22 protein-coding genes are annotated in these 23,987 nt (G+C 67.6%); 5 read left to right on the top strand and 17 right to left on the bottom strand.

What is annotated here, in order from left to right; genetic code table 11:
• Positions 1-205 precede the first annotated feature (205 nt).
• From ACWF82_RS28885 to ACWF82_RS28905, 5 genes are all read right to left on the bottom strand, one after another.
• Positions 206-1,618: a class I adenylate-forming enzyme family protein gene (locus ACWF82_RS28885; protein ID WP_452506234.1), complete on the bottom strand. Its 1,413-nt coding sequence runs from the start codon at positions 1,616-1,618 to the stop codon at positions 206-208.
• 219 nt (positions 1,619-1,837) lie between these two features.
• Positions 1,838-2,695 carry an MBL fold metallo-hydrolase gene (locus ACWF82_RS28890; protein WP_452506236.1) on the bottom strand — a complete coding sequence of 286 codons (858 nt, stop codon included), beginning with the start codon at positions 2,693-2,695 and terminating at the stop codon, positions 1,838-1,840.
• Entirely contained in the window at positions 2,692-3,573 is an 882-nt protein-coding gene (locus tag ACWF82_RS28895; RefSeq protein ID WP_452506238.1) for an alpha/beta fold hydrolase, read from the bottom strand. The genes ACWF82_RS28890 and ACWF82_RS28895 overlap by 4 nt, the downstream gene beginning before the upstream one ends.
• Positions 3,573-4,475 carry an alpha/beta hydrolase gene (locus ACWF82_RS28900; RefSeq protein WP_452506239.1) on the bottom strand — a complete coding sequence of 301 codons (903 nt, stop codon included), beginning with the start codon at positions 4,473-4,475 and terminating at the stop codon, positions 3,573-3,575. The genes ACWF82_RS28895 and ACWF82_RS28900 overlap by 1 nt, the downstream gene beginning before the upstream one ends.
• Positions 4,468-4,956 carry a DUF6841 family protein gene (locus tag ACWF82_RS28905; protein ID WP_452506241.1) on the bottom strand — a complete coding sequence of 163 codons (489 nt, stop codon included), beginning with the start codon at positions 4,954-4,956 and terminating at the stop codon, positions 4,468-4,470. Before ACWF82_RS28905 ends, ACWF82_RS28900 begins: the two co-directional genes overlap by 8 nt.
• A gap of 264 nt (positions 4,957-5,220) precedes the next feature.
• On the opposite strand from ACWF82_RS28905, the gene ACWF82_RS28910 reads away from it, so the two are divergent.
• A complete protein-coding gene (locus ACWF82_RS28910) occupies positions 5,221-5,892 on the top strand; it encodes a TetR/AcrR family transcriptional regulator (protein ID WP_452506243.1) in 672 nt (223 codons plus the stop codon).
• A 196-nt stretch (positions 5,893-6,088) separates the two neighbouring features.
• Here the strand turns inward: ACWF82_RS28910 and ACWF82_RS28915 are convergent, their stop codons facing one another.
• The 8 genes from ACWF82_RS28915 to ACWF82_RS28950 all read right to left on the bottom strand — a co-directional run bounded on the left by ACWF82_RS28915 (position 6,089) and on the right by ACWF82_RS28950 (position 14,152).
• Positions 6,089-6,730: a TetR/AcrR family transcriptional regulator gene (locus ACWF82_RS28915; protein ID WP_452506245.1), complete on the bottom strand. Its 642-nt coding sequence runs from the start codon at positions 6,728-6,730 to the stop codon at positions 6,089-6,091.
• A 94-nt stretch (positions 6,731-6,824) separates the two neighbouring features.
• Positions 6,825-7,835: a 4-hydroxy-2-oxovalerate aldolase gene (gene dmpG / locus ACWF82_RS28920; protein ID WP_452506246.1), complete on the bottom strand. Its 1,011-nt coding sequence runs from the start codon at positions 7,833-7,835 to the stop codon at positions 6,825-6,827.
• Complete coding sequence (locus tag ACWF82_RS28925) at positions 7,832-8,776, bottom strand: acetaldehyde dehydrogenase (acetylating) (RefSeq protein ID WP_452506248.1); 945 nt, start codon at positions 8,774-8,776, stop codon at positions 7,832-7,834. Before ACWF82_RS28925 ends, dmpG begins: the two co-directional genes overlap by 4 nt.
• Positions 8,776-9,591, bottom strand: coding sequence for a 2-keto-4-pentenoate hydratase (locus tag ACWF82_RS28930; RefSeq protein ID WP_452506251.1), 816 nt, complete (start codon positions 9,589-9,591; stop codon positions 8,776-8,778). Before ACWF82_RS28930 ends, ACWF82_RS28925 begins: the two co-directional genes overlap by 1 nt.
• A complete protein-coding gene (gene mhpA / locus ACWF82_RS28935) occupies positions 9,588-11,342 on the bottom strand; it encodes a bifunctional 3-(3-hydroxy-phenyl)propionate/3-hydroxycinnamic acid hydroxylase MhpA (RefSeq protein WP_452506252.1) in 1,755 nt (584 codons plus the stop codon). Before mhpA ends, ACWF82_RS28930 begins: the two co-directional genes overlap by 4 nt.
• On the bottom strand, positions 11,339-12,364 hold the full coding sequence (locus tag ACWF82_RS28940) for a VOC family protein (protein ID WP_452506254.1): 1,026 nt from the start codon (positions 12,362-12,364) through the stop codon (positions 11,339-11,341). The genes mhpA and ACWF82_RS28940 overlap by 4 nt, the downstream gene beginning before the upstream one ends.
• Entirely contained in the window at positions 12,361-13,221 is an 861-nt protein-coding gene (locus ACWF82_RS28945) for an alpha/beta fold hydrolase (RefSeq protein ID WP_452506272.1), read from the bottom strand. The genes ACWF82_RS28940 and ACWF82_RS28945 overlap by 4 nt, the downstream gene beginning before the upstream one ends.
• A 106-nt stretch (positions 13,222-13,327) precedes the next feature.
• Entirely contained in the window at positions 13,328-14,152 is an 825-nt protein-coding gene (locus ACWF82_RS28950; RefSeq protein ID WP_452506256.1) for a lysophospholipid acyltransferase family protein, read from the bottom strand.
• Between the two features lie 275 nt (positions 14,153-14,427).
• Between ACWF82_RS28950 and ACWF82_RS28955 the strand changes: the two genes are divergently transcribed.
• Positions 14,428-15,636 carry a TetR/AcrR family transcriptional regulator gene (locus ACWF82_RS28955; RefSeq protein WP_452506258.1) on the top strand — a complete coding sequence of 403 codons (1,209 nt, stop codon included), beginning with the start codon at positions 14,428-14,430 and terminating at the stop codon, positions 15,634-15,636.
• A 230-nt stretch (positions 15,637-15,866) separates the two neighbouring features.
• Complete coding sequence (locus ACWF82_RS28960) at positions 15,867-17,696, top strand: acyl-CoA dehydrogenase (protein WP_452506260.1); 1,830 nt, start codon at positions 15,867-15,869, stop codon at positions 17,694-17,696.
• A gap of 56 nt (positions 17,697-17,752) precedes the next feature.
• On the opposite strand, the gene ACWF82_RS28965 is transcribed toward ACWF82_RS28960, so the two are convergent.
• The 4 genes from ACWF82_RS28965 to ACWF82_RS28980 form a co-directional block, all read right to left on the bottom strand.
• Positions 17,753-19,039, bottom strand: a complete 1,287-nt coding sequence (locus ACWF82_RS28965) for a YhgE/Pip domain-containing protein (RefSeq protein WP_452506262.1) — start codon at positions 19,037-19,039, stop codon at positions 17,753-17,755.
• A gap of 101 nt (positions 19,040-19,140) precedes the next feature.
• Positions 19,141-19,875 carry an LmeA family phospholipid-binding protein gene (locus ACWF82_RS28970; RefSeq protein ID WP_452506264.1) on the bottom strand — a complete coding sequence of 245 codons (735 nt, stop codon included), beginning with the start codon at positions 19,873-19,875 and terminating at the stop codon, positions 19,141-19,143.
• Positions 19,876-19,989: 114 nt separating this feature from the next.
• A complete protein-coding gene (locus tag ACWF82_RS28975) occupies positions 19,990-21,309 on the bottom strand; it encodes a sensor histidine kinase (RefSeq protein WP_452506274.1) in 1,320 nt (439 codons plus the stop codon).
• 5 nt (positions 21,310-21,314) lie between these two features.
• The gene (locus ACWF82_RS28980; RefSeq protein ID WP_452506276.1) at positions 21,315-22,049 is read right to left on the bottom strand and encodes a response regulator transcription factor; all 735 of its coding nucleotides are present in this window, start codon (positions 22,047-22,049) and stop codon (positions 21,315-21,317) included.
• 230 nt (positions 22,050-22,279) lie between these two features.
• Between ACWF82_RS28980 and ACWF82_RS28985 the strand changes: the two genes are divergently transcribed.
• Positions 22,280-23,191, top strand: coding sequence for a cutinase family protein (locus tag ACWF82_RS28985; protein ID WP_452506266.1), 912 nt, complete (start codon positions 22,280-22,282; stop codon positions 23,189-23,191).
• Positions 23,192-23,245: 54 nt separating this feature from the next.
• Entirely contained in the window at positions 23,246-23,974 is a 729-nt protein-coding gene (locus ACWF82_RS28990) for a hypothetical protein (RefSeq protein WP_452506268.1), read from the top strand.
• The last annotated feature ends 13 nt before the right edge of the window (positions 23,975-23,987 follow it).

Genomic DNA, 23,987 nt, shown 5'->3' on the forward strand with positions numbered 1-23,987 from the left:
TCGGGGCTGCAGCTGCTGCGCGCGATGAACACGCTGCCGCACGATCAGGTGAAGTTGATGCGCACCGAGGTCGGTGCGCCTATGCAGGGACCGGAAATCGCTGCGACGTAAACGGGCTGGGCCACGAAGGTCCCGCACCGGTCCGGTCGAAGGGCGCGGCGACCGGAACCTGCCGGCCTTTCGGTCTGGCGGGGCAGAAACCCGACTAGGTGCCGAGGTCGGCGGATGTGGAGTGGTGTGCCGAATGTATTTGGCGGCGTTGGATTTTGCCGGACGCGGTCTTCGGCAGTTCGTCGACGATATGGATCTTGCGGGGCCGCTTGTACGCGGCGAGTCGCTCGGCGGCGAATGCCAGCAACGCGGCAGGGCTGATGAAGGCATCGAGTTTGAGGGACACGTATGCGACGACCGTTTCGCCGCGGTACGGGTCGGGTTCGCCGACCACAGCGGCCTCGAGTACCGCGGGGTGTTCGTAGAGGACGTCTTCGACCTCGCGGGGCCAGACCTTGAAGCCCGAGACGTTGATCTGGTCCTTGAGCCGGTCTACCAGGTAGATCCACCCGTTCTCGTCTCGGATCGCGGCATCGCCGGTGCGTAGCCAGCCGTCGGTGATGGCGTCGGCGGTGGCGTGCGGGTTGCCGAGGTAGCCGGGGGTGATCTGCGGGCCGCGCAGTTGCAGTTCACCGGCGGTGTTGACGCCCAGGGCCTCACCGTCCGGACCGACGATGCGGGCCTCGACCGAACTCATCGGGATGCCGATCGCCGGCGTCGCGCTGCCGGGATCGATGGGAGCGGTGACGCCGGCGGGCACGGCGATGACGGTCGAGGCGGTTTCGGTCATGCCGAACACGTTGTGGATGTAGACCCCGAACCGGTGGTGAAAGGCGTCGATGGTGGCGGGAGGGATGGGTGCGCCGCCGGAGTAGATCAGCCGCACCGACTCCAGATCCGCGGCTCGGGCATGGGCTAGCGTCAGCAGGGCGTTGAACACGGTGATCGAGCCGATCGTAATGGTCGGCCGGTGGCGGCGGATCGCGTCGAGCACCACCTGTGGGCGTGTCCTGTTGATGAGGATCAACGGCATACGGTGAACCAGCGCGGTCACCGCGCTCGCGACGGCGCCGGTGATGTGAAACAGCGGGGCGACCGCGAGGTGCCGGTCGGTGTCGGTGACACTCTGCCAGCGCGCGAAGTTCTCGGCGGCCGCCAGCACGTTGCGGTGGGTGGATACCGCACCCTTCGGCGGTCCGGTGGTTCCCGAGGTGTAGCACAGCAACGCGACGTCATCCGGGCCCACAGCCACCGGAGCAAGGGTTCGCTGTCCGGATTCGGCGAATATCGTTGCGACACATCGCTGCCCGTCAGCAGCCGGCGCGGGTTCGTCGGTGAACACACGCGGGTCGTTCTCGGTTTGGAAGTCCCGTTCGCACGCGGTCAGGATCCAGCCGACTGTGCTCGACTCGACGGTCCGCTGCACCTGCGCCAGGTCGAGGTCGCGGCAGATCAGACCGCAGACCCTCGAGTCGTCGATCAGCCTGCGCAGTTCGGCGCCGCGATACATCGGGTTGAGCAGCAGGGCCCCCGCTCCGGCTTTCCATGCCGCGAGCATGCTGATCACGAAGGCGGGAATGTACCCGCGCGGTCCACGCGTCCACAACAGTGCGGGGCGGGGCAGGGACAGCCTCCGAAGGCATATGCTCGAATTCAGGCGTGTACGCGCTCGCCGTGTTCGGCTGGGGCGCAGGGACGATGGACATCGCCGGGATCCTTTCGATGAATCCAGCAGGGTGCGCATGACCGGTGGGGCCGGACAGCGGGCGGTGATACGCGCAGGGCGTCACCGTGGAAGTGGGACACCGAGCAAGCCGTGACCCCCATACCAGACCGGGCCGACGTTGAGGCGGTCCGGGAAGCGGGCGACGACCTCGTCGAAGAACTGTTGCGGTGTCGGCTTGCTCTCGAGCAGCGCACGGGCGAAGAGCAGGTATTCGCGAGTCTGGTCGATGATTGCCGGATCGTCGGGCAGTGCCCGGTTCTTGTGACCGGCGACGACCGCCTGCGGGGCAAGACCTTCCACGACGTCGAGTGCGGCCAGCCAGGCATCGAAGCCGTGGCCGCCGCTGCCGGTCTCGAGCAGCATCTGGTGGACACCGTTGTAGACGACGTCGCCGCCGACCACCAGGCCGATCGAGGGCACGTGCAGCACTGTCGTGGCGTCGGTGTCGGAGTGACCGACCTCGACGGGCACGAGTTTGTGGCCTTCCAGATCGAAGCCTTCCGCAGGTATCGGCCGATAGATCAGCGGCGAGTCCGGGATCAGGCCAGGGAAGTCGGAATCCCAGACATAGGCACGGAATTCGGCGTTCATGGACATCACCTCGATCGTGCCCGCGGTGGCATACGGGATCGCGTCGGGGAACCGTTCGAGAAGGGCTGCGGTGCCGAACCAGTGGTCGCCGTGGCCGTGGGTGGCATAGACGTGGGTCAGTTTCCTGCCGAATCCGGCAATCCAATTCCAGACCCGGTCGATCTGGCCGTGGGTGAACGGCGGATCGACCAGCACGGCGTCGTGCTCACCGATGATCAGCGTCGTGGCCAGCGGCGAGGATACGATGGCGCCGCCGTCGGGGAGCCGTTCGGGTCGCGAGCGCGGGACGCCGTCGCTGACGAACACTTCATAACGCAAGGTAGTCATGGTGTCAGGGGTCCTTTCGGCGCGCGTGTCCGCGCCGGTCGAGTCAGCAGGGGTGGGAGGGTGGTCAGGAATTTCTCGATATGTGTCATCACTTCGTCGGGGGCTTCGCGGGGGCCGAGATGTCCGGCGCGCGCCAAGATCTCCAACTGGGCACCGGGGATGCGCTCGGCCAGTTCGCGGGCATGACTGCGGTCGAACTGGCGGTCTTCGGTACCGTCGAGAATTAATGTGGGACATCGGATCTCGTCCAGTGAGCCGGTGATGTCACTGCGATCGGCCAGCACGGAGCGCATCGCCCGCGCCAGCCCTCCCCGATCGAGACGGTCGACCATGGCGCCCAGTTCGCCGGCAAGCTCCGGGCGGGTGCGCCGGGTGGTTTTCCCGAGCATGCCGGCGGCCACCATCGCGCCTGGACCGCTGGGGACACCGGCGCGCAGCAGCAACGCCAGCGCGCGATCCCGTGCCCGGCCGGCCAGCGGCATACGGCGGGCGCTGGTGTTGGACAGAACGAGCCCGGTGACCCGTTCGGGATCGGCCAGCGCCATGCGCAATGCCACGAACCCGCCCCACGACAGACCCAGCACCACGGCACGGTGCACACCGGCGGCGTCGAGAACCCGGAATGCTGCCTCCGCGCACTCCTCCATCGTGAATCGGCGGGTGGCCGGGGCGCTGGCACCGGTACCCCAGGGATCGACGAGCAGTGTCCGTCTGTTGAGGGCGCCCAGGCCGGGGAGCTGGGCACTCCAGCTGGTCCGGCCGTCGGTGAACAGGCTCGGCCACAGTAGCGCGGACGGCCGATCCATCGATCCGCTGTCGTGCACGTGGAGATCGCCGAGCGCTGTCGCGACGACGAGAGTGCGTTCAGCGGGTGCCATCACAGGTGCCTGTCGAACCAGTCGAGTGCGGTGCGGCTGCCGAACTCGAAACCGTCGAAGTAGATGCCGTAGTGCGAGATCGCGGGCACGACGTGGTAGGCGACTGGGACCTCGTTGGCTTCGAGGACGGCCGCGGCGTTCTTGCCGTTGTCGGCGGTCGGATACAGCTCCTCTTCACCGGCGTCGATGATCAGGGTCGGCATCGTCAGCCGGTCGAGCTGTGTCGACGGGTCGAACCGTGCCAGGGCCGCCAGATACGGGGTGCCGTCGGAATCGGGGAACTGGTCTACCCCTTGGGGAATCGCCGCGAAATCGCCGCGTGCGGTGGCGATCGCGCGGTGCTGAGCCAGTTCCCACGCGGATGTCTTCGACAGGGCGATCGCCGGCACCTGAACGACCAGCACCTTGACCCGCGGATCGTTGGCGGCGACATGAATGGCGATGCCGCCGCCGAAACTGGTGCCCCACAATCCGATTCGCGACCGATCCAGATTCGGTTCGCCTTCGAGGTAGTCCAGGGCGGCGCGTACATTCTGGGTCCAGGCCCAGGGATCGATGAGATCGCGGATGAACCGAACCCGGGCCGTGGCCTCATTGTTGTCATCCAGCTCGGGCGCGGGACCGACCAGCTGCAGCGGTGATCCGGAGCCGAACCAGCTGCTGTGGGTGAAGGTCAGTGTGATCATTCCAGCTGCGGCGAACAGGGCGGCGTAGCGTTCGGCGGTGGTTTTGCCGCCTCCCCACCCGTGGCCGAGCACGACACCGGGCACCTGGGCATCGGGGGCCAGGTTCACCGGCCGGTAGATGTCGGCATCGAGCGCGATGCCGTTGCTCCAGATCGTCACGGTCTCGCGGGCGAGGCCTTCGGGCATCTCCAGCGGTGGATATTTCGGTTCAGCCATGGCTGACGATCTCCTTCAGCGAGTGCTGCGGCCAGATCTCGGCCAGGGTGTCCTTGACGGTGTCGGTGGCCTGCATACCGACCACCCGCCAGCCGGCCGCGGACTTGGCGACTTCGAAATGCACGGCCCACCGCTGGATTTCGCTCTCGTCGGAGCGTCGGCGCGACCAGATGACCTCGATCGCGGCACCGGCGGAGTGATACACGGTGACCCGGCGGTCGGGCACGACGGTGTGGGTGTAGCCCGAGTCACGCAGCGGTGCGTGATTGACCTCCAGGAACGCGAGCACTGCGGCATCGTCGAGACACCACAGCGACTGCCCGAGTGCGGCGACATGCAACGGGGTGCCCCAGTAGTCGTGGATGAACGCGGGCCCGTCCGGTGACTGCCCGGCTGCGACCGCCACCCAGCGCGGCAGGTAGTCCTCGAAGAACCAGGACTGCACGTCGGCGCGGGTAGCCGACAACGGATCTTCAGACATGTGCGGGATCCTCCTTCGCAGCCGAGAACCGGCTGGACTTCGAACGTCGCGGGAAGAGCTGCGCCGGAACGCGACTCTTCACCGCAGATAGCGGCGCGCTGTGCGCCGGCTTCCCGAATGGCGGGGTTGCGGAACCCTGAAATTATTGGAACCTCTGGGTTCCTTTAGAGTATAGGAACCTACGAGTACCATTTGTCAAGGGTGCGTGGGTCGCACTGAGGACGTCATTGGTCGCGAAAGATGTGATGTGGGAAGGTCGGGGACATGGCAACTGGGACGGACACCTCGCAGCGGGCCCGGCCGCGGACGGTCAGCCCTGGTCGGCCGCCAAGCTCCGAGCTGGCCGCGCGGTGGCGCAACATACTGGCGACCGCGACGGCCGAATTCGTCGAGCACGGCTACGCCCACGCCAGCGTCGCGCGTATCGCGCAGACCGCGGGGGTGTCCAAGAAGACGATCTACGCGCGCTGCCCCAGCAAGCAAGACCTGTTGATCGCGGTGGTCGACGAGCTCGTGGCACGCTCGCACGCGGCGACGACCACCGCGATGGCCGAGGCCGGCGACGACCCCGAGCAGGTGCTGACCCGCTTCGGTTCCGAGGCCGCCCACAACTGGGTCGCTCCCGAGCACCTGGGCTTCTACCGGCTGATCATCGCCGAGGTGCCACGATTCCCGCAGCTGGCCGGGGTGTACCGGCAGGTGATGGAACGCTTCGGCACCACGCTGGCGGACTATCTGCGCCAGGAGTGTGCACGCGGCACCCTGTCGATTCCCGACCCCGACGCGGCCTCACGCCAATTCGGGATGCTGGTCTACAGCGAACTGCGCGAACGCGCCCTGCTCGGCGAATCGGTCACCGAGCAGCACATCGCGGAGGTGGTGCAGCGCGCGGTCCGGATGTTCCTGGTCGGCTACGGCACGTCGCAAGGCCGGTAATGATTACGGCACAACATCTTTCCACTGGGCATCGCCCCGGAATCGGTGGTCGCTCGCCATGGCCGTGCGGGGCTCCGGAAAATTACTCGGGGGGGCCTGCTGAAAGTCCTTGGCGCTGGAAATGCTCCGGGACGGACATCGGCGATGCACCAGCACGCCCAACAGATACCAGCTGTTCGATGACCGGAGCGGATCGTCAGGAATCCGCTGCCCCGCAATCTGGCGAAGCCTCTCGTGTAACGAGCAGCAGCGCCAGGTCCGTCAGCAGGCCGATCAGGTCCGACAGCGGCGGATTGGTCTCGCGCAGCATCCATTCACGGGCGATGGCGTTGACCGTGGCGGCGAGCAGCGGGGCGGTGTCGCCACCCAGCCGTATCCCGGTCGTCGCCAGTGAACTCTGGATGTGCGCCGCCCAGTTGTGCGCGTGCGCCCTGCACCGCTGTTCGGTGTGCTCACCGGCACCGGTCACCTCCAACAGGGCGATCTTGGCGCGATACGGCTCGCTGCCGATCGAGAGGAGATAGGCGCTCAGGCCGGCCCGCAGGGCCGCCACCGGGTCGGTGGGCACAGCGAGGTCGGCCAGCGCGCGTGCCACCGCGGCGGCCGCGTCGTCCTGGATCCGGGTGTAGACCGCGACGAGTAGATCGTCGCGGGTCTCGAACTCCTCGTAGAACTGCCGCTTCGACAAGCCGGCGGACGCACAGATTTCGGCGAGTGAGCAAGCGAGGTGGCCGCGCTCCGCGCAGACGCGAGTCGCCGCGTCCAGGAACTGCCGCCGTCGCTCCGCTCTTCGCACGTTGACGGGCAGGCCACCGTACCGCCTGGCACCGGCGATCACCGTCCACCGACTTCCATCCCGTGGCGACAGCGGACCCAGCTCCTGTGACAAAGCTGGGGCCGCGTCACCTTCCGACCGGCGCGGGCCGGAAGTCTCAGTAATTGCCGACCAGGTCGAGCGCGATGTCGGCGATCATGTCTTCCTGCCCACCGACGAGCCCTCGCCGACCGGCGATGGTGAGCAGCGTGCGCACGTCGACACCGTAGGTGGCCGAGGCGTTCTCGGCGTGGCGCAGGAAGCTCGAGTAGACGCCGGCGTAGCCGAGCGTCAGCGTCTCGCGGTCCACCTGGACGGGCCGATCCATCAGCGGCCGGACCAGGTCGTCGGCCGCGTCGGTGAGCTGATCGAGGTTGGCACCATGTTCCCAGCCGGTCAGGTCGGCCACCGCGACGAACGCTTCGAGCGGAGTGTTGCCTGCACCGGCGCCGAGTCCGGCCAGGGACGCGTCGACGCGGGTCACCCCCTCCTCCACCGCGACGACACTGTTCGCCACCGACAGCGAGAGATTCTGGTGGGCGTGGATGCCGATCTGGGTGCCGGGTTCGAGCACATTCCGGTAGGCGCGGACGCGTTCGCGGACACCGTCCATGGTGAGCCGCCCGCCGGAGTCGGTGACGTAGACGCAGTGCGCGCCATAGGTTTCCATGAGTTTCGCCTGGTCGGCCAAACCTTCCGGACTGTTCATATGGCTCATCATCAAGAAGCCGGACACGTCCATGCCGAGTTCGCGTGCAGCGGAGATGTGCTGGGCGGCGATGTCCGCCTCGGTGCAGTGCGTGGCAACCCGGACCGAGCGCACGCCGAGATCGAACGCACGGCGCAGATCCTCGATGGTGCCGATTCCGGGCAGCAGCAGCGTCGTCAGCCGGGCGTACTGCAGCGCACCTGCCGCTGCTTCGATCCATTCCCAGTCGGTGTGGCTGCCCGGTCCGTAGTTGAGGCTGCCGCCATGTAGTCCGTCGCCGTGGGCGACCTCGATCGCGTCCACACCGGCGGCGTCGAGCGCGGCGGCGATCCGCGCGACCGCGGCGGGGTCGACGCGGTGGCGCAGCGCGTGCATTCCGTCGCGCAGGGTGACGTCCTGCAGGAAGACTTCGGTGGTCATCGGACACTCTCCTCGGTGGATGCGGCGATCCGCTCTGCGACCTGCACCGCGGCAGAGGTCATGATGTCGAGATTGCCGGCGTAGGCGGGCAGGTAGTGCGCGGCGCCCTCGACCTCGAGGAAGACACTGACCTGATGGGTGACCGGAGCGTCCCCGACGAGCGTGCGCAGTGGAGCTCCGGATTCGACCGGCGTGATCTGCACGTCCTGCTTCAGCCGGTACCCCGGCACATACGCGGCGACATCCGCCACCATCGCGAGGATCGACTCCTTGATCCTCGCGTGGACCTCGGCGTCGGCGGTGTCGATGAGCGCCAGCACGGTGTCGCGCATGATCAGTGGCGGCTCCGCGGGGTTGAGGACGATGATCGCTCGTCCGCGGTGGGCGCCGCCCACCGCGGCGATCGCGTGGGACGTGGTCTCGGTGAACTCATCGATGTTGGCGCGGGTACCGGGACCCGCGGACTTCGACGCGATCGAGGCGACGATCTCGGCGTACGGCACCGGAGTGACCCGGGCGATCGCCGCGACCACCGGAATCGTCGCCTGCCCACCGCAGGTGACCATATTGACGTTGTCGGCCGCCAGGTGCTGATCCAGATTCACCGCGGGAACGACGAACGGGCCGAGGGCGGCGGGTGTCAGGTCGATCAGGCGTTTGCCGAAGGGCGCGAGGGCTGCGGCGTTGGCCTTGTGCGCGCCGGCCGAGGTGGCGTCGAAAACGATCTCGATGTCCTCGAAATCCGGCAGGGCGATCAGCCCCGCGACGCCGCGCGCGGTGGTTTGCACCCCCAGCCGGCTTGCGCGGGCGAGCCCGTCGGAGTCGGGGTCGATACCGACCATGGCGGCCATGTCGAGGGTGTCGGACAGGCGCAACACCTTGATCATCAGGTCGGTGCCGATATTGCCTGATCCGATGACGGCGACTTTGGTGCGGCTCATCACTTCTCCTCCAATGCGAAGTCGACGGTGCCGAGCGGCCCCGAGCGCTGTGACAATTCGGCGTGTACCCGCGCGCCGGGCACCAGCGGTGCCATCGGCCCCAGCGCGCCGGAGAGCACGATCTCTCCCGCGCGCAGCGGATCGCCCAGGGCCTGGGCGGTGCGGGCGAGCCAGGCCAACGCCAGCAGTGGGTCGCCGAGGCAGTCCGAACCCTTTCCGCGCGAAACGATCTCGCCATCGATGCGCATGGTCATCGTGATCTCGCGCGGCTCGAAATCGTCGAGCGAGAGTCGCTGTTCACCCAGCACGAACCAGCCACTCGAGGCGTTGTCGGCCACCGTGTCACCGAAAGTGATGTCCCAGCCCGCGATTCGGCTGTCCACGATCTCGAGTGCGGGTGCGGCGTAGTCGACGGCGCCACGCACGGTGATGGGATCGAGGTCGTCTCCGGTCAGATCGGCACCGAGGACGAAGGCGAGTTCGGCCTCGATCTTGGGCTGCAACAGCCTGGGCCGCTCGGACACCGGAGTGGCCTTCGCGTCCATATCGTGAAAGAGCACACCGAAGTCGGGCCGGTCGACACCGAGTTGCCGTTGCACGGCCGTGGAGGTCAGGCCGATCTTGCGCCCGACGGCCCGGGCGCCTTCCTCGATCCGCCGACGCGTGCCCAGATGCTGCACCGCGTAGGCCGACTCGATGTCGTCGGCACCGATCAGGTCACGCACCGCTGCCACGGGCACGCCCAGGTCTGTCGCGGTCGCGAGTCGTTCGGCAGCGGCGCGGACAGCGGGCAGTCCCTTGATGGTCGTGGTCATCGGGCTTCCTCCAGAGTGCTCGGCGTTGCGGACGCCACGACGCGCAGGGGGTTGTGATTGGCGGTCAGCATCGCGGGGGTGACGGCGAGACGGGCCAGCAGTGCGGTGACCAGTTCGGTGGCGTCGGATTTCGCGCTGGTTCCGAACACGTACCTGTCCGGGCGGAGCAGCACCGTGCCGCCGTGGGCGACACCGGCTTTGGCGAACCACCGGGCGAGATCGCCGGTGTGGTCCTCGACATCGGCGTAGTCGGTGGCGGCGAGGCGTGCATCTCCCGGCTCGCCCTGCGGGCGGCCGCCGGTCGGATACACGGTGACGAACCGGGTACCGAGGATCTGCAAGGCGTTGCGCTGGGCGACACTGAGACCATCACGCGGATCGACACCGTAACCGACGACAGCGAAGCCGAGGCCGAGTGCGTCGTCGAGGCGCTGGTGTCGTCCGTCGAACGTGCGGACTTCCGGCTGTGGTGCCAGCGTGCCCTCGACGCCGCGCACCATCTTGCGTGGGAGTCCGAAGTAGGCGCCGCGACGGAACCGCGGGGACGGCTTCATCTTCGCCTCCCGGATCCACGTGTTGAGCCCGGGGACCTTCAGCGCGGTGGCCAGGGCGACATCGCGGGCGCCGGCGGCGAGCCTGTTGTTGACCGAGACGATGCTCTTGTTCAGCACCGACAGGTCGATCATCGCCTTGGCGTGTGGTCGCCTCTCCGTTTCGTAGGTGTCGAGGAGATCGAGACCGGCACCGTGCTGGATGATGGCGCCGAGCTTCCAGGAGAGGTTGTCGGCGTCACGGACACCGGAGTTCATTCCCTGGCCGATGAATTGCGGGGTCATGTGCGCGGCGTCACCGGCGAGCAGGACGCGTCCCTCGCGCCACTGGTCGGCGACCACGGCATTGAAGGTGTAGACCAGCTTGCGCAGCACCGTCACTTCGTCGGGGTCGACGTAGTGGCCGATGAGATCGCGGACCTGGCCGGGATCCTCCATCTCCTCTTTGCTCTGCTCGTCGTTGAGCATGAACTCGAACCGATGGTGTCCACCGGGTTGCGGACACGACACCGTCGGCAGCTCGGGATCACAGACGAAGTTGAAGTACGGCAGATGCCGGAAGGCGTCGACGCCGTCGTTGGCGAGCAGATCGACCACGAGCCAGCGTTCGGGGAAGCTCGTGCCGGTCATGTCTATGCCCAGCTGCGTGCGCACCACACTGCGGCCGCCGTCGCAGCCGACGAGGAACTTGGCCCGCACCTCCTCGGCGGTGGCCGGGTCGGTGTCGGCGTCGTGTTTGCCGTACCCGGTGCCGCGGCATTCGGCATGCCGGACGAGGACACCGTCGGCGTCCTGGTCGAAGCCGAGGACCTCACGCCCGCGGCGAACCGTGACGTGTGGATAGCGCTCGAGAGCGTTTTCGAGCGTGTTCTCCAGGTAGGGCTGGTACAGGAAGTTGGCCACCGGCCAGCCCAGCGGGCGCGAGGCCTGGTTGAACTGGGCGAGCACCGAGCCGTCGCTGCGTACCCACTGCACGGTGCAGTCGAGGTTCATCTGCGCCGAGGCTTCGTCGGCCACACCGGCGGACTGGAAGATCCGCATGCCTTCGTCGTCGGTGTAGACAGCCCGCGCCAGGCCGTAGAACTCCGGCTCACGCTCGAGTACCAGCACCCGCACGCCGCGACGGCCGAGCAGGTTCGCCAGGGTCAGCCCGGTGGGCCCCAGCCCGACGACTACCACGTCGTAGTCGAACGATGTCATCGCGCCATGCCTCCGGTGAGTTGGGGAACAGTGATCTCGGGGGTCCGCAGGGTCCGAACGACCTGCCGGAATTGAGCGAACTTGTCCAGCACGGTCTCGCCGACCGGCGTGTGACCCCAGATACTGATGCCCTGGTAAGTGGTCGGCTCCCAGGTGGATTCGCGTTCCGGACCGAACACGATCGGATTCCAGCCGACCTCGAGTTCGAATCCGGAAGGGGTGATGCAGTAGAAGGACAGCTCACGATCATTGGTGTGCTGGCCGACCGACCAGGCCATCCGGAAGCCGAGATCGGTGACCCGCCCGTAGGCCGCCAACACGTCGTCGAGCGAGCCCGACTGAATGTTGATGTGCTGCACCCTGGTTCGGATCGGGTCGATCTTCACACCCCGGATGTTGGCGATCGCGATCGAGTGGTGCCGCTCGTTCACCCGCAGGAACCTGATCTTGAGGGTGAGGCCGGAGACGTTCTCGTCGATGTAGTCGCTGAGCCGGGAGTCGAAGACCGTCTGGTAGTAGCCGCGCAGCGCTTCGGGCTCTCTCGACACGATCGCGACGTGTCCCATCCCGGCTTCGCCGGTCACCCACCCGGAGCTGAGCATGCGCAACGGCTCGGGGGTGGTCACCGGGACGGTGAAGATCTCCTGCACGATCCCCTTGGGGCCGGGAAACCGCCACAGTCGCTCGACGCCGCGGCGGGCCGCGTCCTCGGCGCTGCCCTCGGTGATCGGGACACCGCGATCCGACACCCGCGCAATGATTCGGTCGAAGGACTGGTGGTCGTCGACCTGCCAGCCGATGGCGGTCACGTCCTCCTGCGGGCCGCGCTCCACCAGGAACCGGCAGGCGTGGTCGTCGAGGCGGAAGCGCAACGTGGACAAGTCCACCTGGTCGGCGTGCATGCCGATCGCGTCGGCACCGAAGCGCCGCCAGTCCGACATCCGCTGGGACTCCACGACGACGTAACCCAGGTGGACGGCCCCGAAGACCGATCCATCGCCGAATACGCCTTCGCCGGTCACCGCTCGGCCTTCAGGTAGGCGATCGCGAGGGTGTTGAACAGCTCGGCTCGTTCCCACTGCGCCCAGTGACCGGTCCGCGCCACCAGGTAGAGATCGCAGTCGGGCATGGTCTCGGCGAGCATCCTGCCCCCGGACGGCCGGTTGACCTTGTCGTCCTCGCCCCACACCACCAGCGTGGGGTGCGGCACCTTGCTCAAGCGCGAGTCCCGGGTGAGGTCCATCCGGAAGAGCGTGCGCAGGGCGAACAAGCCGGAAGGCCGGCGCAAGGGCGGGTGCGCGACGACCTCGGGTTCGATGCTGGCCCGGTAGCGCTCCTCGATCAGTTCGTCCGGCACTGTCGCACCGTCGTACACCAGGTACTCACGGATGAACCGGATGATCTTCTCGCGGCTGGGACCATCACCCCGGTAGTAGTTGAGAAGTTCCTGCAGGCCCTGGGTGGGCAGGGCGCGGGTGGAACCGACGCCGCCGGGACCCATCAGGACCAGACGATCGACCTTCCCTGGTCGGTCCATCGCCAGTCGCAGCGCCGCGGCACCGCCGTAGGAGTTGCCGATCAGGTGCGCCGAGTCGATCTTCAGGACGTCGAGGAACTCGCCGAGCACGCGCGCCAGGTAGCCGAAGGGGTCGGACTGGTCGATGTATTTCGACGACCGGCCGTAGCCCGGCATGTCCAGCACGAGCACTCGGAAGTGCTCCGCCAGCGCCTCGATGTTGCGCGAGTAGTTCGACAGCCCGGTCGCGCCGGGGCCACCGCCGTGCAGCAGCACGACCGCGGGTCCTGATCCGAACTCGGTGAAGTAGATCTCGCGGTCGCCGACCTGCACCGTCCGGCCGGTGTCGACTCCCTTGTCGATGCTTGTCACGATGTACCTCCCAGTGAAGTTGATAATATCATCACATCCGATTGATCCCTCGTCAAGCCATTCTGATGAAAAACTCAGAACTGGACGGCGGCCGGTGCTACCCGAGCAGCGGTATCCGGCGCACGGTCTGGCGATCGAGCTCGACCTGCATCGCGTGGCGGACCCGCTCGGCGAACTCGGCGGCCGACTCCCCCGGCCTCGGCCGCATCGCGGGGAGCACCGTGGTCCGAATCTTGGTCGGCAGCGGGATGTAGGGCAGCAACCCCGCGATCCCGACAGTCAGGCCCCAGGGCAGCGACAGCGTCACCGGCAGGCGCTTGAGCCGCAGCGCCTTGTCGAGGCGGAGCCGGCGCGCGAGCCCGCGCCCGTCGGACAGGCAGATCAGCGATTCGCCCGCCCCCGACGTGACCACCGGAACAATCGGCACGGCGGCCTCGATGGCCAGCCGCGCAAAACCGGTCCGGCCGTCGAACACGACCCGGTTGCGTTCCCCCCACGACTTGAAGGCATCGACATCACCGCCCGGGAAGACGAGCACATGCTCGCCACGCCCGAGCGCCCGGCACGCGTTCTCACCCGTCGCGGGCTCGGCACCCAATCTGCCCAGAATCGGGCCGAGCCCGATCACCCAGGCCATGTGATGCGTCAGCGTGATCACACCCCGCGGATCCCCGATCCGGACATAGGCCGAGCGCGCGGCGAGCACATTGAGGTCGAAGACGCCACCGAAACCGTGGTTGGCCACGAACAGGACCGGCCCGGGGGGTGGCGTCAGCACGCCGCCGACCTCGTGACGGTGATACCAGCGGAACACCCACAGCAGGACTCGCACGATGACCGACTCGGACCCCGCCCACCCCCGGTCGTGCGGCGAGTCGTCGAACGGCCCATCGTGGAGCGGCTGCAAACCACTGTCAGGCACTGTTTCTCGCTTCCCTTGCGTTGTGTCGCCGCGCGCGGCGGCCCACACATTTCGACGATTGACGAGAACTCGGATCCGGCGCCGCTGCCGAACCACCCATCCCCCTCTTCCCTGCGAAACCCACTATATTGATGAAGTGATCATTCTTGATGCTCAACCCAACAAAGTGTGAGCTGATCCACCCGGCCGACCGAAAGGCACACCCGAAAACGGGCGGGTACGCGCGGCGACGCCGGGCCTGGCGGCAGGGCGCCGGTAGGCCACACTGGGAGGCGATGAGCACCAGCACCCCGGCCGGCCCGCCGATCCGCCGACGCCCCCGCGACCGCCGCGCCACCATCCTCACCGCGGCCGCCGACGCCTTCTCCCAGGCGGGCTACCACGGCACGTCCATGACCGATATCGCCACCGCCGTCGGGATTTCGTCGACGGCGCTGTATCGCCACTTCCGCAACAAACAGGAACTACTGGGCCACTGCCTGATGTCGGGACTGGACGCGACGGCCTCCCGGCTGGACGCCGCGGCGGCCGAGGACGCGAGCGGGCATCGGGTATTCGAGGAACTCGTCGCGATCGCCCTGGAACTGCGCGGGCTGCCCCGGCTGTGGCAGCTCGAGTTCCGCAACCTCACCCCCGCGCACCGCTATTCGGTGCTGGTCCGCGCGGTTCGATTGACCGGCTACCTGCGCCGGGCGGTGCGTGCGCGGCGCCCGCAGCTCCCCGGCAAGGATGTCGAGCTGCTCAGCTGGTGCATCCTCTCGGTCGCGGTCAGCCCGTCGTACCACCGCCAGCAGCTGCCGACATCCACATTCACCTCCGTGCTCGATGCCGCGATCCTGCGGCTTCTCACCACCGACTTGCCCCCGGGCGGAACCGCGCACCGGGCACCCCGGCCGCAGGCGGCGCCGCCCCAAGCCGCGGAGTTCGAGCGCGCCGTCCGGCCCGAACGCCTCATCGGCGCCGCGGCACGGCTGTTCAACTCCCGCGGCTATGCCGCGGTGGGCATCGAGGACATCGGAGCCGCTGTCGGCGTGCGCGGTCCCGCGCTCTATCACCACTTCTCGAGCAAGGCCGACCTGCTGAACGAGATCATCGTGCGCAACGAGCAATGGATCGGCATGTACACCGCCCGCGCACTGGCCGAGGGCCGCGACGCGCGGGAGGCGGTACATCTGCTGATGGAATCGTTCGTCGGATTCGCGCTCGAGCAACCGGACTTGCTCGGCACCACCGTCAGCGAGGTCGGGCACCTGCCGGACCCGCAAGCCACGCGCTACCGCCGGATCCATCGCGACGGCGTCCTGAGCTGGGCCCGGCTGCTGCAGACGGCCCATGCCGAATTGACACCGCCGGAGGCCCGGATCCTCATCCAGGCGATCAGCACGGTCGTGATCGACGCGGTGCGCAATCCCCGCGCCCTCAGCCGCCGGAACCTCGCGGGTGCGCTGACAGCCATCGGCGACCGCATCGCGCTGCACGACTGACGACGTACTGCTACCACCCAACTTAGCAAGGACCAACTTAGCTCCGGATTATTTGCCACTGACATCGGCCCCGAGAACGAACATCAGATTAGTTTCCTTAGCGGCCAGTAACTTACGGTTGCGTAGCGCCTCGGCGCGCAATCACAATGGCCCACGGCGCGTATCGGATCTGCGCACTCTCGACCTCACCTTCCGGTCGCATCGACCGGACCATCGAAGGGACTGGGCCCGTGGGCCATTACAAGAGCAACGTCCGAGACCTAGAGTTCAACCTGCTGGAGGTCTTCGGCCTGGCGGACGTGCTGCGTTCCGGCGCGTTCGGCGACCTCGACGACGACACCGTGCGCACGATGCTCGTCGAAGCGGCCCGGATCGCCGAGGGGCCGGTGGCGGCCTCGTTCGCCGAAACCGACCGCAATCCACCGGAATTCGATCCGTCGACCCACACCGTGCGACTACCCGAGGGGTTCAAGCGCTCGGTCCGGGCGTGGCAGGACGCCGAATGGTGGCGCGTCGCGAAGTCCGAGGCCATCGGCGGCATCGCGGCACCGCGCATGCTCGCGTGGGCGATCAACGAACTTCTTCTGGGCGCCCAGCCCGCGGCGTACATGTACCTGACCGGGCCCGGCATGGCCGATATCGTCGAGCGCATCGGTACCGACGAACAACGGCGCTGGGGCAGGATCGCGGTCGAGAAGAAGTGGGGCGCGACCATGGTGCCGACGGAGCCGGACGCCGGTTCCGATGTCGGCGCCGGCCGCACCAAGGCCGTCGAGCAGGAGGATGGCTCCTGGCACATCGAGGGCGTCAAGCGGTTCATCACCTCGGCCGATGCCGACGATCTGTCCGACAACATCCTCCACCAGGTCCTGGCCCGCCCCGAGGGCGCGGGACCGGGGACCAAGGGTTTGAGCCTGTTCCTGGTGCCGAAGTTCCATTTCGACTCCGAGACAGGAGAACTCGGTGACCGCAACGGCGTGTTCGTCACCAATGTCGAGCACAAGATGGGACTCAAGGCCTCGGCCACCTGTGAACTCACCTTCGGCGGCCACGGCGTTCCGGCCAAGGGCTGGCTGGTCGGTGACGAGCACAACGGCATCGCGCAGATGTTCCAGGTGATCGAGGAAGCGCGAATGATGGTCGGCACCAAGGCCATCGCGACCCTGTCGACCGGTTACCTCAACGCGCTGGAATACGCCAAGACCCGCGTCCAGGGTGCCGACCTGACCCAGATCGCCGACAAGACCGCTCCGAAGGTGACCATCAGCCACCACCCGGATGTCCGGCGCTCGCTGATGACGCAGAAGGCCTACGCCGAAGGCCTACGCGCGATCTACCTCTACACCGCCGCCCACCAGGACCCGGTCACCGCGCTGCACGTGTCGGGCGCCGATGCCGAACTCGCCGCGCGGGTGAACGATCTGCTGCTCCCGATCGTCAAGGGCGTCGGCTCCGAACGCGCCTACCAGTACCTCACCGAATCCCTGCAGACCTTCGGCGGCTCCGGCTTCCTCCAGGACTACCCCATCGAGCAATACATCCGCGACGCCAAGATCGACTCGCTCTACGAGGGCACCACCGCCATCCAGGCGCAAGACTTCTTCTTCCGCAAGATCGCCCGCGACCGCGGTGTCGCCCTGGCGCACATCGCCGATCAGGTCCGGGTATCCGCGCAGCCCGAAGCCGGGACGCCGGAGTTCAAGGTCGAACGCGCACTGTTGCTGACCGCGCTCGAGGACGTGCAGGCGATGACCGCCACGCTGACCCAGCACCTGCTCGCGGCCGCCGACAACGGCCGCGAACTGTACAAGGTGGGGCTCGAGTCCGTCCGCTTCCTGCTCGCGGTCGGCGATCTGCTGATCGGGTGGCGACTGCTGGTGGCCGCGGAAGTCGCCGCGGCGGCCCTGCCCTCCGCCACCAAGGACCGCGACCTCTACCAGGGCAAGATCGCGGTCGCGTCCTTCTTCACCAGAACCGTCCTGCCGAGGCTCAGCGCTGACCGTGCGGTGATCTCCGACATCGATGCCGCGATCATGGAGCTCGACGTGGCCGCCTTCTGACGCCGGATCGGCGTCGACCGTGGCATGGTCGACGCCGGTCGGCAGTGCGGAAACCGCTACTTTCCCGCCGTCGAGACGGCTCGGCGTTCCAGCCCCTTCCGGTCGTAGAAGCTGGTCGCGGCCAGGCCGATGACCAGGCCGATCAGCAGACCGAGCAGGGCCATCCACACCCCCTGCGCCAGGCCTGAGCTCGCCCGGGCGTCGTAGTAGAGGATCGCCCGGACCGCGATGAAGATCTGGTGCATCGGCTCGAAGGTCGACAGCCACTCCAACGGCCGCGGTGTCGCCTCGATCGGCACGGTGCCGCCCGCGGAAGGCAGGCCGAGGACGATGAACACGATGAGGTTGATGAGCAGGCCGGCCGCGCCGAAGATCGCCAGGATGGACAGCGCGGTCACGCCGACCGCCACAATCGCGAGGATCCCGTAGAGGAACAGCATCGGCGCACGCTGGATCGACATCCCGAGCAGGGTCGCGACGGCCAGGTATATGCCGGACACCACCGGCGCGACGGCCAGCAGGATGCCCCATTTGAGCAGCAGGGTCCGCACGCGCGAGATCGGCGTCGGCGGGTAGTGGACATACCAGGGCCCGTATTCGGTCGGCGCGAATCCCAGTGACGAGTCCACCATCGAGTGGATGATCATCGCGCCGGTGAATCCCGCGAGAAGCAGCAGCAGCGTGTAGAAGAACGCCGACAATCCCCCACCGGCGCCGTCCGGAAGGGTGCGGAACGGCACGACCACGACCGAGATGGGTTCGGCCAGACCGAGGCGGCTCACGCCGGAGAGCTGGGTAGCGGGTGCGTCCGAGGCCGACTGGAGCTCGCCCTGGACCCGGTCGAGCAGCTGGGCGCCCACCTCCCGATTGGCCGCGTCTGTCGCCTGGGTGGTGATGCGCAGCAGAATCTGCGTCGCGTAGGCCCCGGCGGCCGGGTTCGTTTCGACGGTGATCACGGGCCGCTCGACATCACCTGGCACAACACTGGCCGCACCCAGGATCGAGACTCGCTTGGTGAAGTCGCTCGGGATGACGACGGCCCCGTAGATCGTGCCGTTGAGCATCGCCCGATGCAGCTCCGGCAGGCCCATCTGCCGCAGCTCGACCTTGTCGGCGGGGATCTGCTGCACCATCGAGGCCGCGATCTGATCACCCACGTTGACCTGCTGACCTCCCACCACGTCACCGACGTCGAGGTTGACCAGCCCGACCGGGAAGTCGTGCAGGTTCTTCTCCGGGTCGACGATGTATCCCAGATACATGGTGGCCAGCAACGCCGCGAGCACCGCGAGAACTGCGCTGGGGCGGAGACACCTTGACAGGTCCTTACCGGTGATCGCCATGCAGCCGCTCCTTCGCTGACAGTTCGGCAACTTCGTCGCTACCCACCACGTCGATCATCGGCCACCGCCTCTTCGCGGGTCAAGCAATCCTGATGAAACAATCAGCATGTGTCACCGGACGCCGGGAGCACAGCGCTGCCACCACGGAGTTCGACCCGGATTCCCGAATCGGTCACGGTCACGGACTGCGGCTGCAGCCCCAGCGGATAGTCGCGCAGACTCGCCGTCAGCAGGTCTGCGATTTCCGCCGCGAGCTGCGGCGGGACACCACGGGAGGAGACGATCTCGACGCGGATCACCCCGTTTTCGACAGAGGGGCGCAGCCGCACCGACACCACGCCGACGACGCCCGTGACATCGACCGTGCCGTCGGCGGCTGACGTACCGACGTCGCCGGCCAGTCCGTGCAGCGTTCGCTCGATCGCACCGGCGCTCCAGTCGACCCGCGCCTCGGAGCCGCCCACAGTGGCCGAGCCGTCGCCCTCCGCCATCGAAACCTCATGCAGCGTCGCATGGACGGCCATACCGACAGCCGGACCGAACTGCGCATCGTCGCTGTCGACTGTCAGCTCGGGGATCCTCCGGTCGATCAGGCTCAGCACGACGGGCCGCAGGCCGAGGTCCACGTCCACCGAGGAGCCGAGGTCGTCGCGCAGACCGGCAGTCAGGCAGCTCTCGATCCGGTGTCGCAGATACAGCTCGGCGGTCGCGATCCCGATCGTCGCCAGCACGAGCGCGACGACGAGTCCGAGCGCGGCACCACGCGCGACTCGTCGCCGCACGCGCCGGGCCGGGGCGTGATCACGATCGACGGGATCCAGCTCTCGCAGCTTCATACATCCTTCTCCAGACTCCCCTGGCGAATCCCGGGGAACGACATGCCCTCCCACGCAATATTGACGAAATCATCATAGCTGACTAAATATATCAACTAAGGTGATGTCGCCCACCTACCCACCGGAATCGGGGCAAGCGATCTCGACAGCGAGCCGCAGGCCACCGAGACCGCCGGGAATCAGCTGTGCCCGGCCGCCGTGCAGTTCGGCCTGTTGCGCGACCAGTGCGAGCCCAAGACCCGACCCTTCACGCGCGGCGCCGGTGCCACGCCGGAACCGGGCGAACACCGCTGTCAGCTCGTCCTCGGGCAGTCCGGAACCGTTGTCGTCGACCGCCAGGAGCACCCGCTGCCCGGCCCGCCGCACCGAGATCTCGATCCGGGTGGCCCGACCGTGGCGTACCGCGTTGGAGATCGCGTTGTCGAGGATCAGCCGAATCCCGGCCGGCGAGCAGCGGCAATCCACTCGTTCGTCACCGGCGACTCCCAGGCGCACCTCCGGATGCAGACGTGCCGCGTCCGCGATCGCCAGATAGGCCAGCTCGACCAGGTCGGCCGGCTCGTTCGCGTGCTCGGCGGTGAGTTCGCCCGCGGCCAGCAGTTCCAGTGCCACCAGCGTCGATTCCACCCGGCCGTGCTTTCGCAGCGCATCGCCGAGGATCCCCGCGCGGGCATCGGGGGCCATCTCGACATCACGCGCGATCTCGATATCGGTGCGGATCGCGGTGAGCGGGGTTCGCAGCTCATGGGCAGCCGAGTTCGCGAATGTCCTGGCGGTCCCGAGCGCCGAGATCGTCCGCTGTTGCGCGGCATCGATCCGCGCGAGCATCGACCGGACAGCGGTGGTGAGTTGTTCGGCTTCCCGGATCCGGAACCACCCACCCACCTCGGGGAGCCTGTCACCCGCATCGATCCGGCGGGTCAGCTCGACCAGCGGCCTGATCGCCCGGCCACCGAGTAGCCAGCCCAGTCCCGACGCCACAGCGATCGCCGCCGCGCCGGCGAGGAGCACGTGCCGACGCTGCTCACGGGTCACCGATTCCGCCGCGGACAACGGCGCGGCGACCGACACCGAGTGCGGGCCGATGACCGACCGCTCCACCACCATCGTCTTGACGCGGTATCCGGCATCGGCCATGACCACTGTCTGATGCCCCGCAGGGAGCCGTGGAAGCTCGGTGGACGTGCTCGCCAGCACGGTGCCGTTGTGACGGAGGGTGATCGCGGCGACGCCACCGTCGCTCAACCGGCCGATGAACAGCTGGGCTGTACCGACATTGGCTTCGACCAACCCGGTCATGAGGTCCAGTTGTTCATCGACGTGCCGGATGTTGTTCCGCTCGATGGCGACGAACAGGAAGACCGCCAGCACTCCGACGACCAGAGTGGTCCCCGCCGCGGCGGCAACCGCCACTCGCGTTCGCAGCGAGAGCATCGCGTTCACGGCCCCTCCTCCCGGAGGACGAACCCGACCGCACGCACCGTGTGCAGGAGGCGAGGCGCGCCGTCGGCCTCGAGCTTGCGGCGAAGATGGCCGACGACGACATCCACGACATTCGTCTGCGGCCGAAAGTCATAGCCCCACACCGTCTCCAGCAACCGGTCGCGCGTCACGACCGAGCCGCGGTGGACGGCCAGCACGCTGATCACGTCGAATTCCCGGCGGGTCAGCGGGACTTCCCGGCCCTGCACCGATACCAGCCGTGCCGGGAAGTCGATGCACAGCGCACCCACGGTGACCGATTCCTGCGCGGCACTCCAGCCGCTGCCGCGTCGACGGAGCAGGGCATGCAGCCGCGCGGTCAGTTCGACGAAGTCGAACGGCTTGGTGAGGTAGTCGTCGGCGCCGAGTTCGAGTCCCTCGACTCGATCGGTCACCCGGGCGCGGCCGCTCAGCACGCAGATGGGGATATCGCTGCCGAGTGCCCGCAGCGCCGTGATGAAGGACAAGCCATCCAGGCCCGGCATCTCGATATCGAGTACCACGACGTCAGGCAGGTACGTGCGGGTCGCCGACAACGCTTCCGCGCCCTCGGCCGCGACGCACACCCCGAATCCGTGCAGCCGCAGGCCGCGTGCCAGCGATTCCCGCACATCGACGTCGTCGTCGACGATCAGCACCGTCCCGCACGCACCGGCCTCAGCGCTGACCTCGTCGGCGGTCGCCTCGCGCATCGGCGTCGTGCGCGTCGTGGTCGCCACGTTCATCCGAAGCCCCTTCCTCTGCTGGTCGGACACGTTCCTGTCGGAGGTCTACCGATTGCTTGAGAGTTCTCTGACGACGATTGACTGATCAGATCATCATGCATGACGGTTTATACCAGCAGTGAGCGTCATCGCCGATGACGCCGGTCACGCTCCTGCCAAGACCAGCCACCGATGCAGACCGACGAAGGAGCAGACAGGTGCGGATCAACGTGCACGCCGCGGCCATCGCGGTAACCGCCGGTACAGCCATCGCGCTCACCACCGGCACCGCCCTCCCCGGCACGACCGCGAGCAGCGCCGGAGCCGACCCCGGCTGCCCCGCCGTCTATGTCGTCGCGATACCGGGAACGTGGGAAACCGGGCCGACACGGCACAACAGCGGTCCCGGCATGCTCGCCGGCGTCACCGACGGTCTACCCGCGAGCGAACAGGTCGCTTACGTCGACTACCCCGCGACCGCCTTCCCCTGGGAGGGCAAGGTATACGGCGCATCGCAGAAGACCGCCGTCGACACCGCACGGGAGATGGTGCGCACCACCGCGGAGCGCTGCGCGAACACGAACTTCGCCTTGGTCGGATACAGCCAGGGCGCCGACGCCGCCGGTGACCTGGCCGCAGAAATCGGACGGGGTCGCGGCGTGGTGCCGCCGGATCGGCTGTCAGCGGTCGGCTTGCTCTCCGATCCACAGCGGTCCCAGGCCGATGCCCAGGTAGGCCCGCTCGCCGTCGGCGGCGGCGTGCGCGGGGCCCGACCGGGCGGGTTCGGGTCGATCGCGTCCCGAGTCCGCACGATCTGCGCGGTCGGCGATCTCTACTGCTCCACCGACGACGAGGACTTCATCACCGTCGTCGCCGCCGGCTTGGCTGCCCTCTCCGACGATCACCCCGACGACCTCCCGCTTTACCGAACCAGAGCAGCCGACATGCTGGCCGCCCTGCGATCCGCCGACGAGCAAGGCGAGCTCAGCGAACAGACCCGGAACGAACGGGCACGTCAGCTCGCGCACTTCTACGGATCCGGAACGCACATGTCCTACGGGAGCTATCCGGTAGGCGGCGGTCAGACCGCCGTGTCGTGGCTCCACCACTGGCTCGCCGCTCTCGGCTGAGCCGCCGCCCAGACCCGCCCCCGGGAACCTCCACCACCACCAGAAAGAACACCAATGCGCATCACACACCTGACAGCCGTCTCCGCGGTCCTCATCGGCGCGCTCGCCGCCGGCATCGGCACCGCCCATGCCGCTCCCGCCGAAGAACTCGGTGTCGTGCACTACACGACGACCACGACCGACACGAACACCCTCATCCAGATCGACGCGGGCTCCCTGGTCGTCGAGGACGGCGCCCTGAAGGTGAAGGCGCCGGACGGCAAAGTCCTCGCGGGCACCGAACTGCGGTTCCGCGTCGACGAATTCGTCTTCCCCATCGAGGCCGAGATCAAGGAGCGGACCGCGACCCTGACCCCGCAGTTCACCCTCGACAAGGCCCAGTATCAGCCGGTCGCGCTTCCGTATGAAGATCAGGCCACCTGGAAGAACGACTACGACCGCGAGAAGGACGCGTGGAGCCGCATGACCAGCACCATCGGACTCGGCGCATCGATCGGGGCGATGGTCGGCGGCATCGGCGGCGCGGCCGTCGGCTGCGTCATCGGCGGCGTCACCGGCGCTTCCCTGACCGGCGCGCTCGCCACCATGTTCAGCGGACTCCCCTCCGACGTTCAGGGCTGCATCGCGGGCGTCGCGGCAGGCGGCTTCCTCGGCGTGCTGGCGGGCCAGCTCCTGATCGCCGCACCGGTGGCGATCTTCGCAGCGGCTCAGTACTTCACCACGATCAACCAGCCGTCGGTCCAGAGCGGACAGCAGCAGAAGAGCGAGCAGCAGGCGAAGTAGCGACCCGAAGCCC

Source organism: Nocardia sp. NPDC055053, assembly GCF_053608285.1.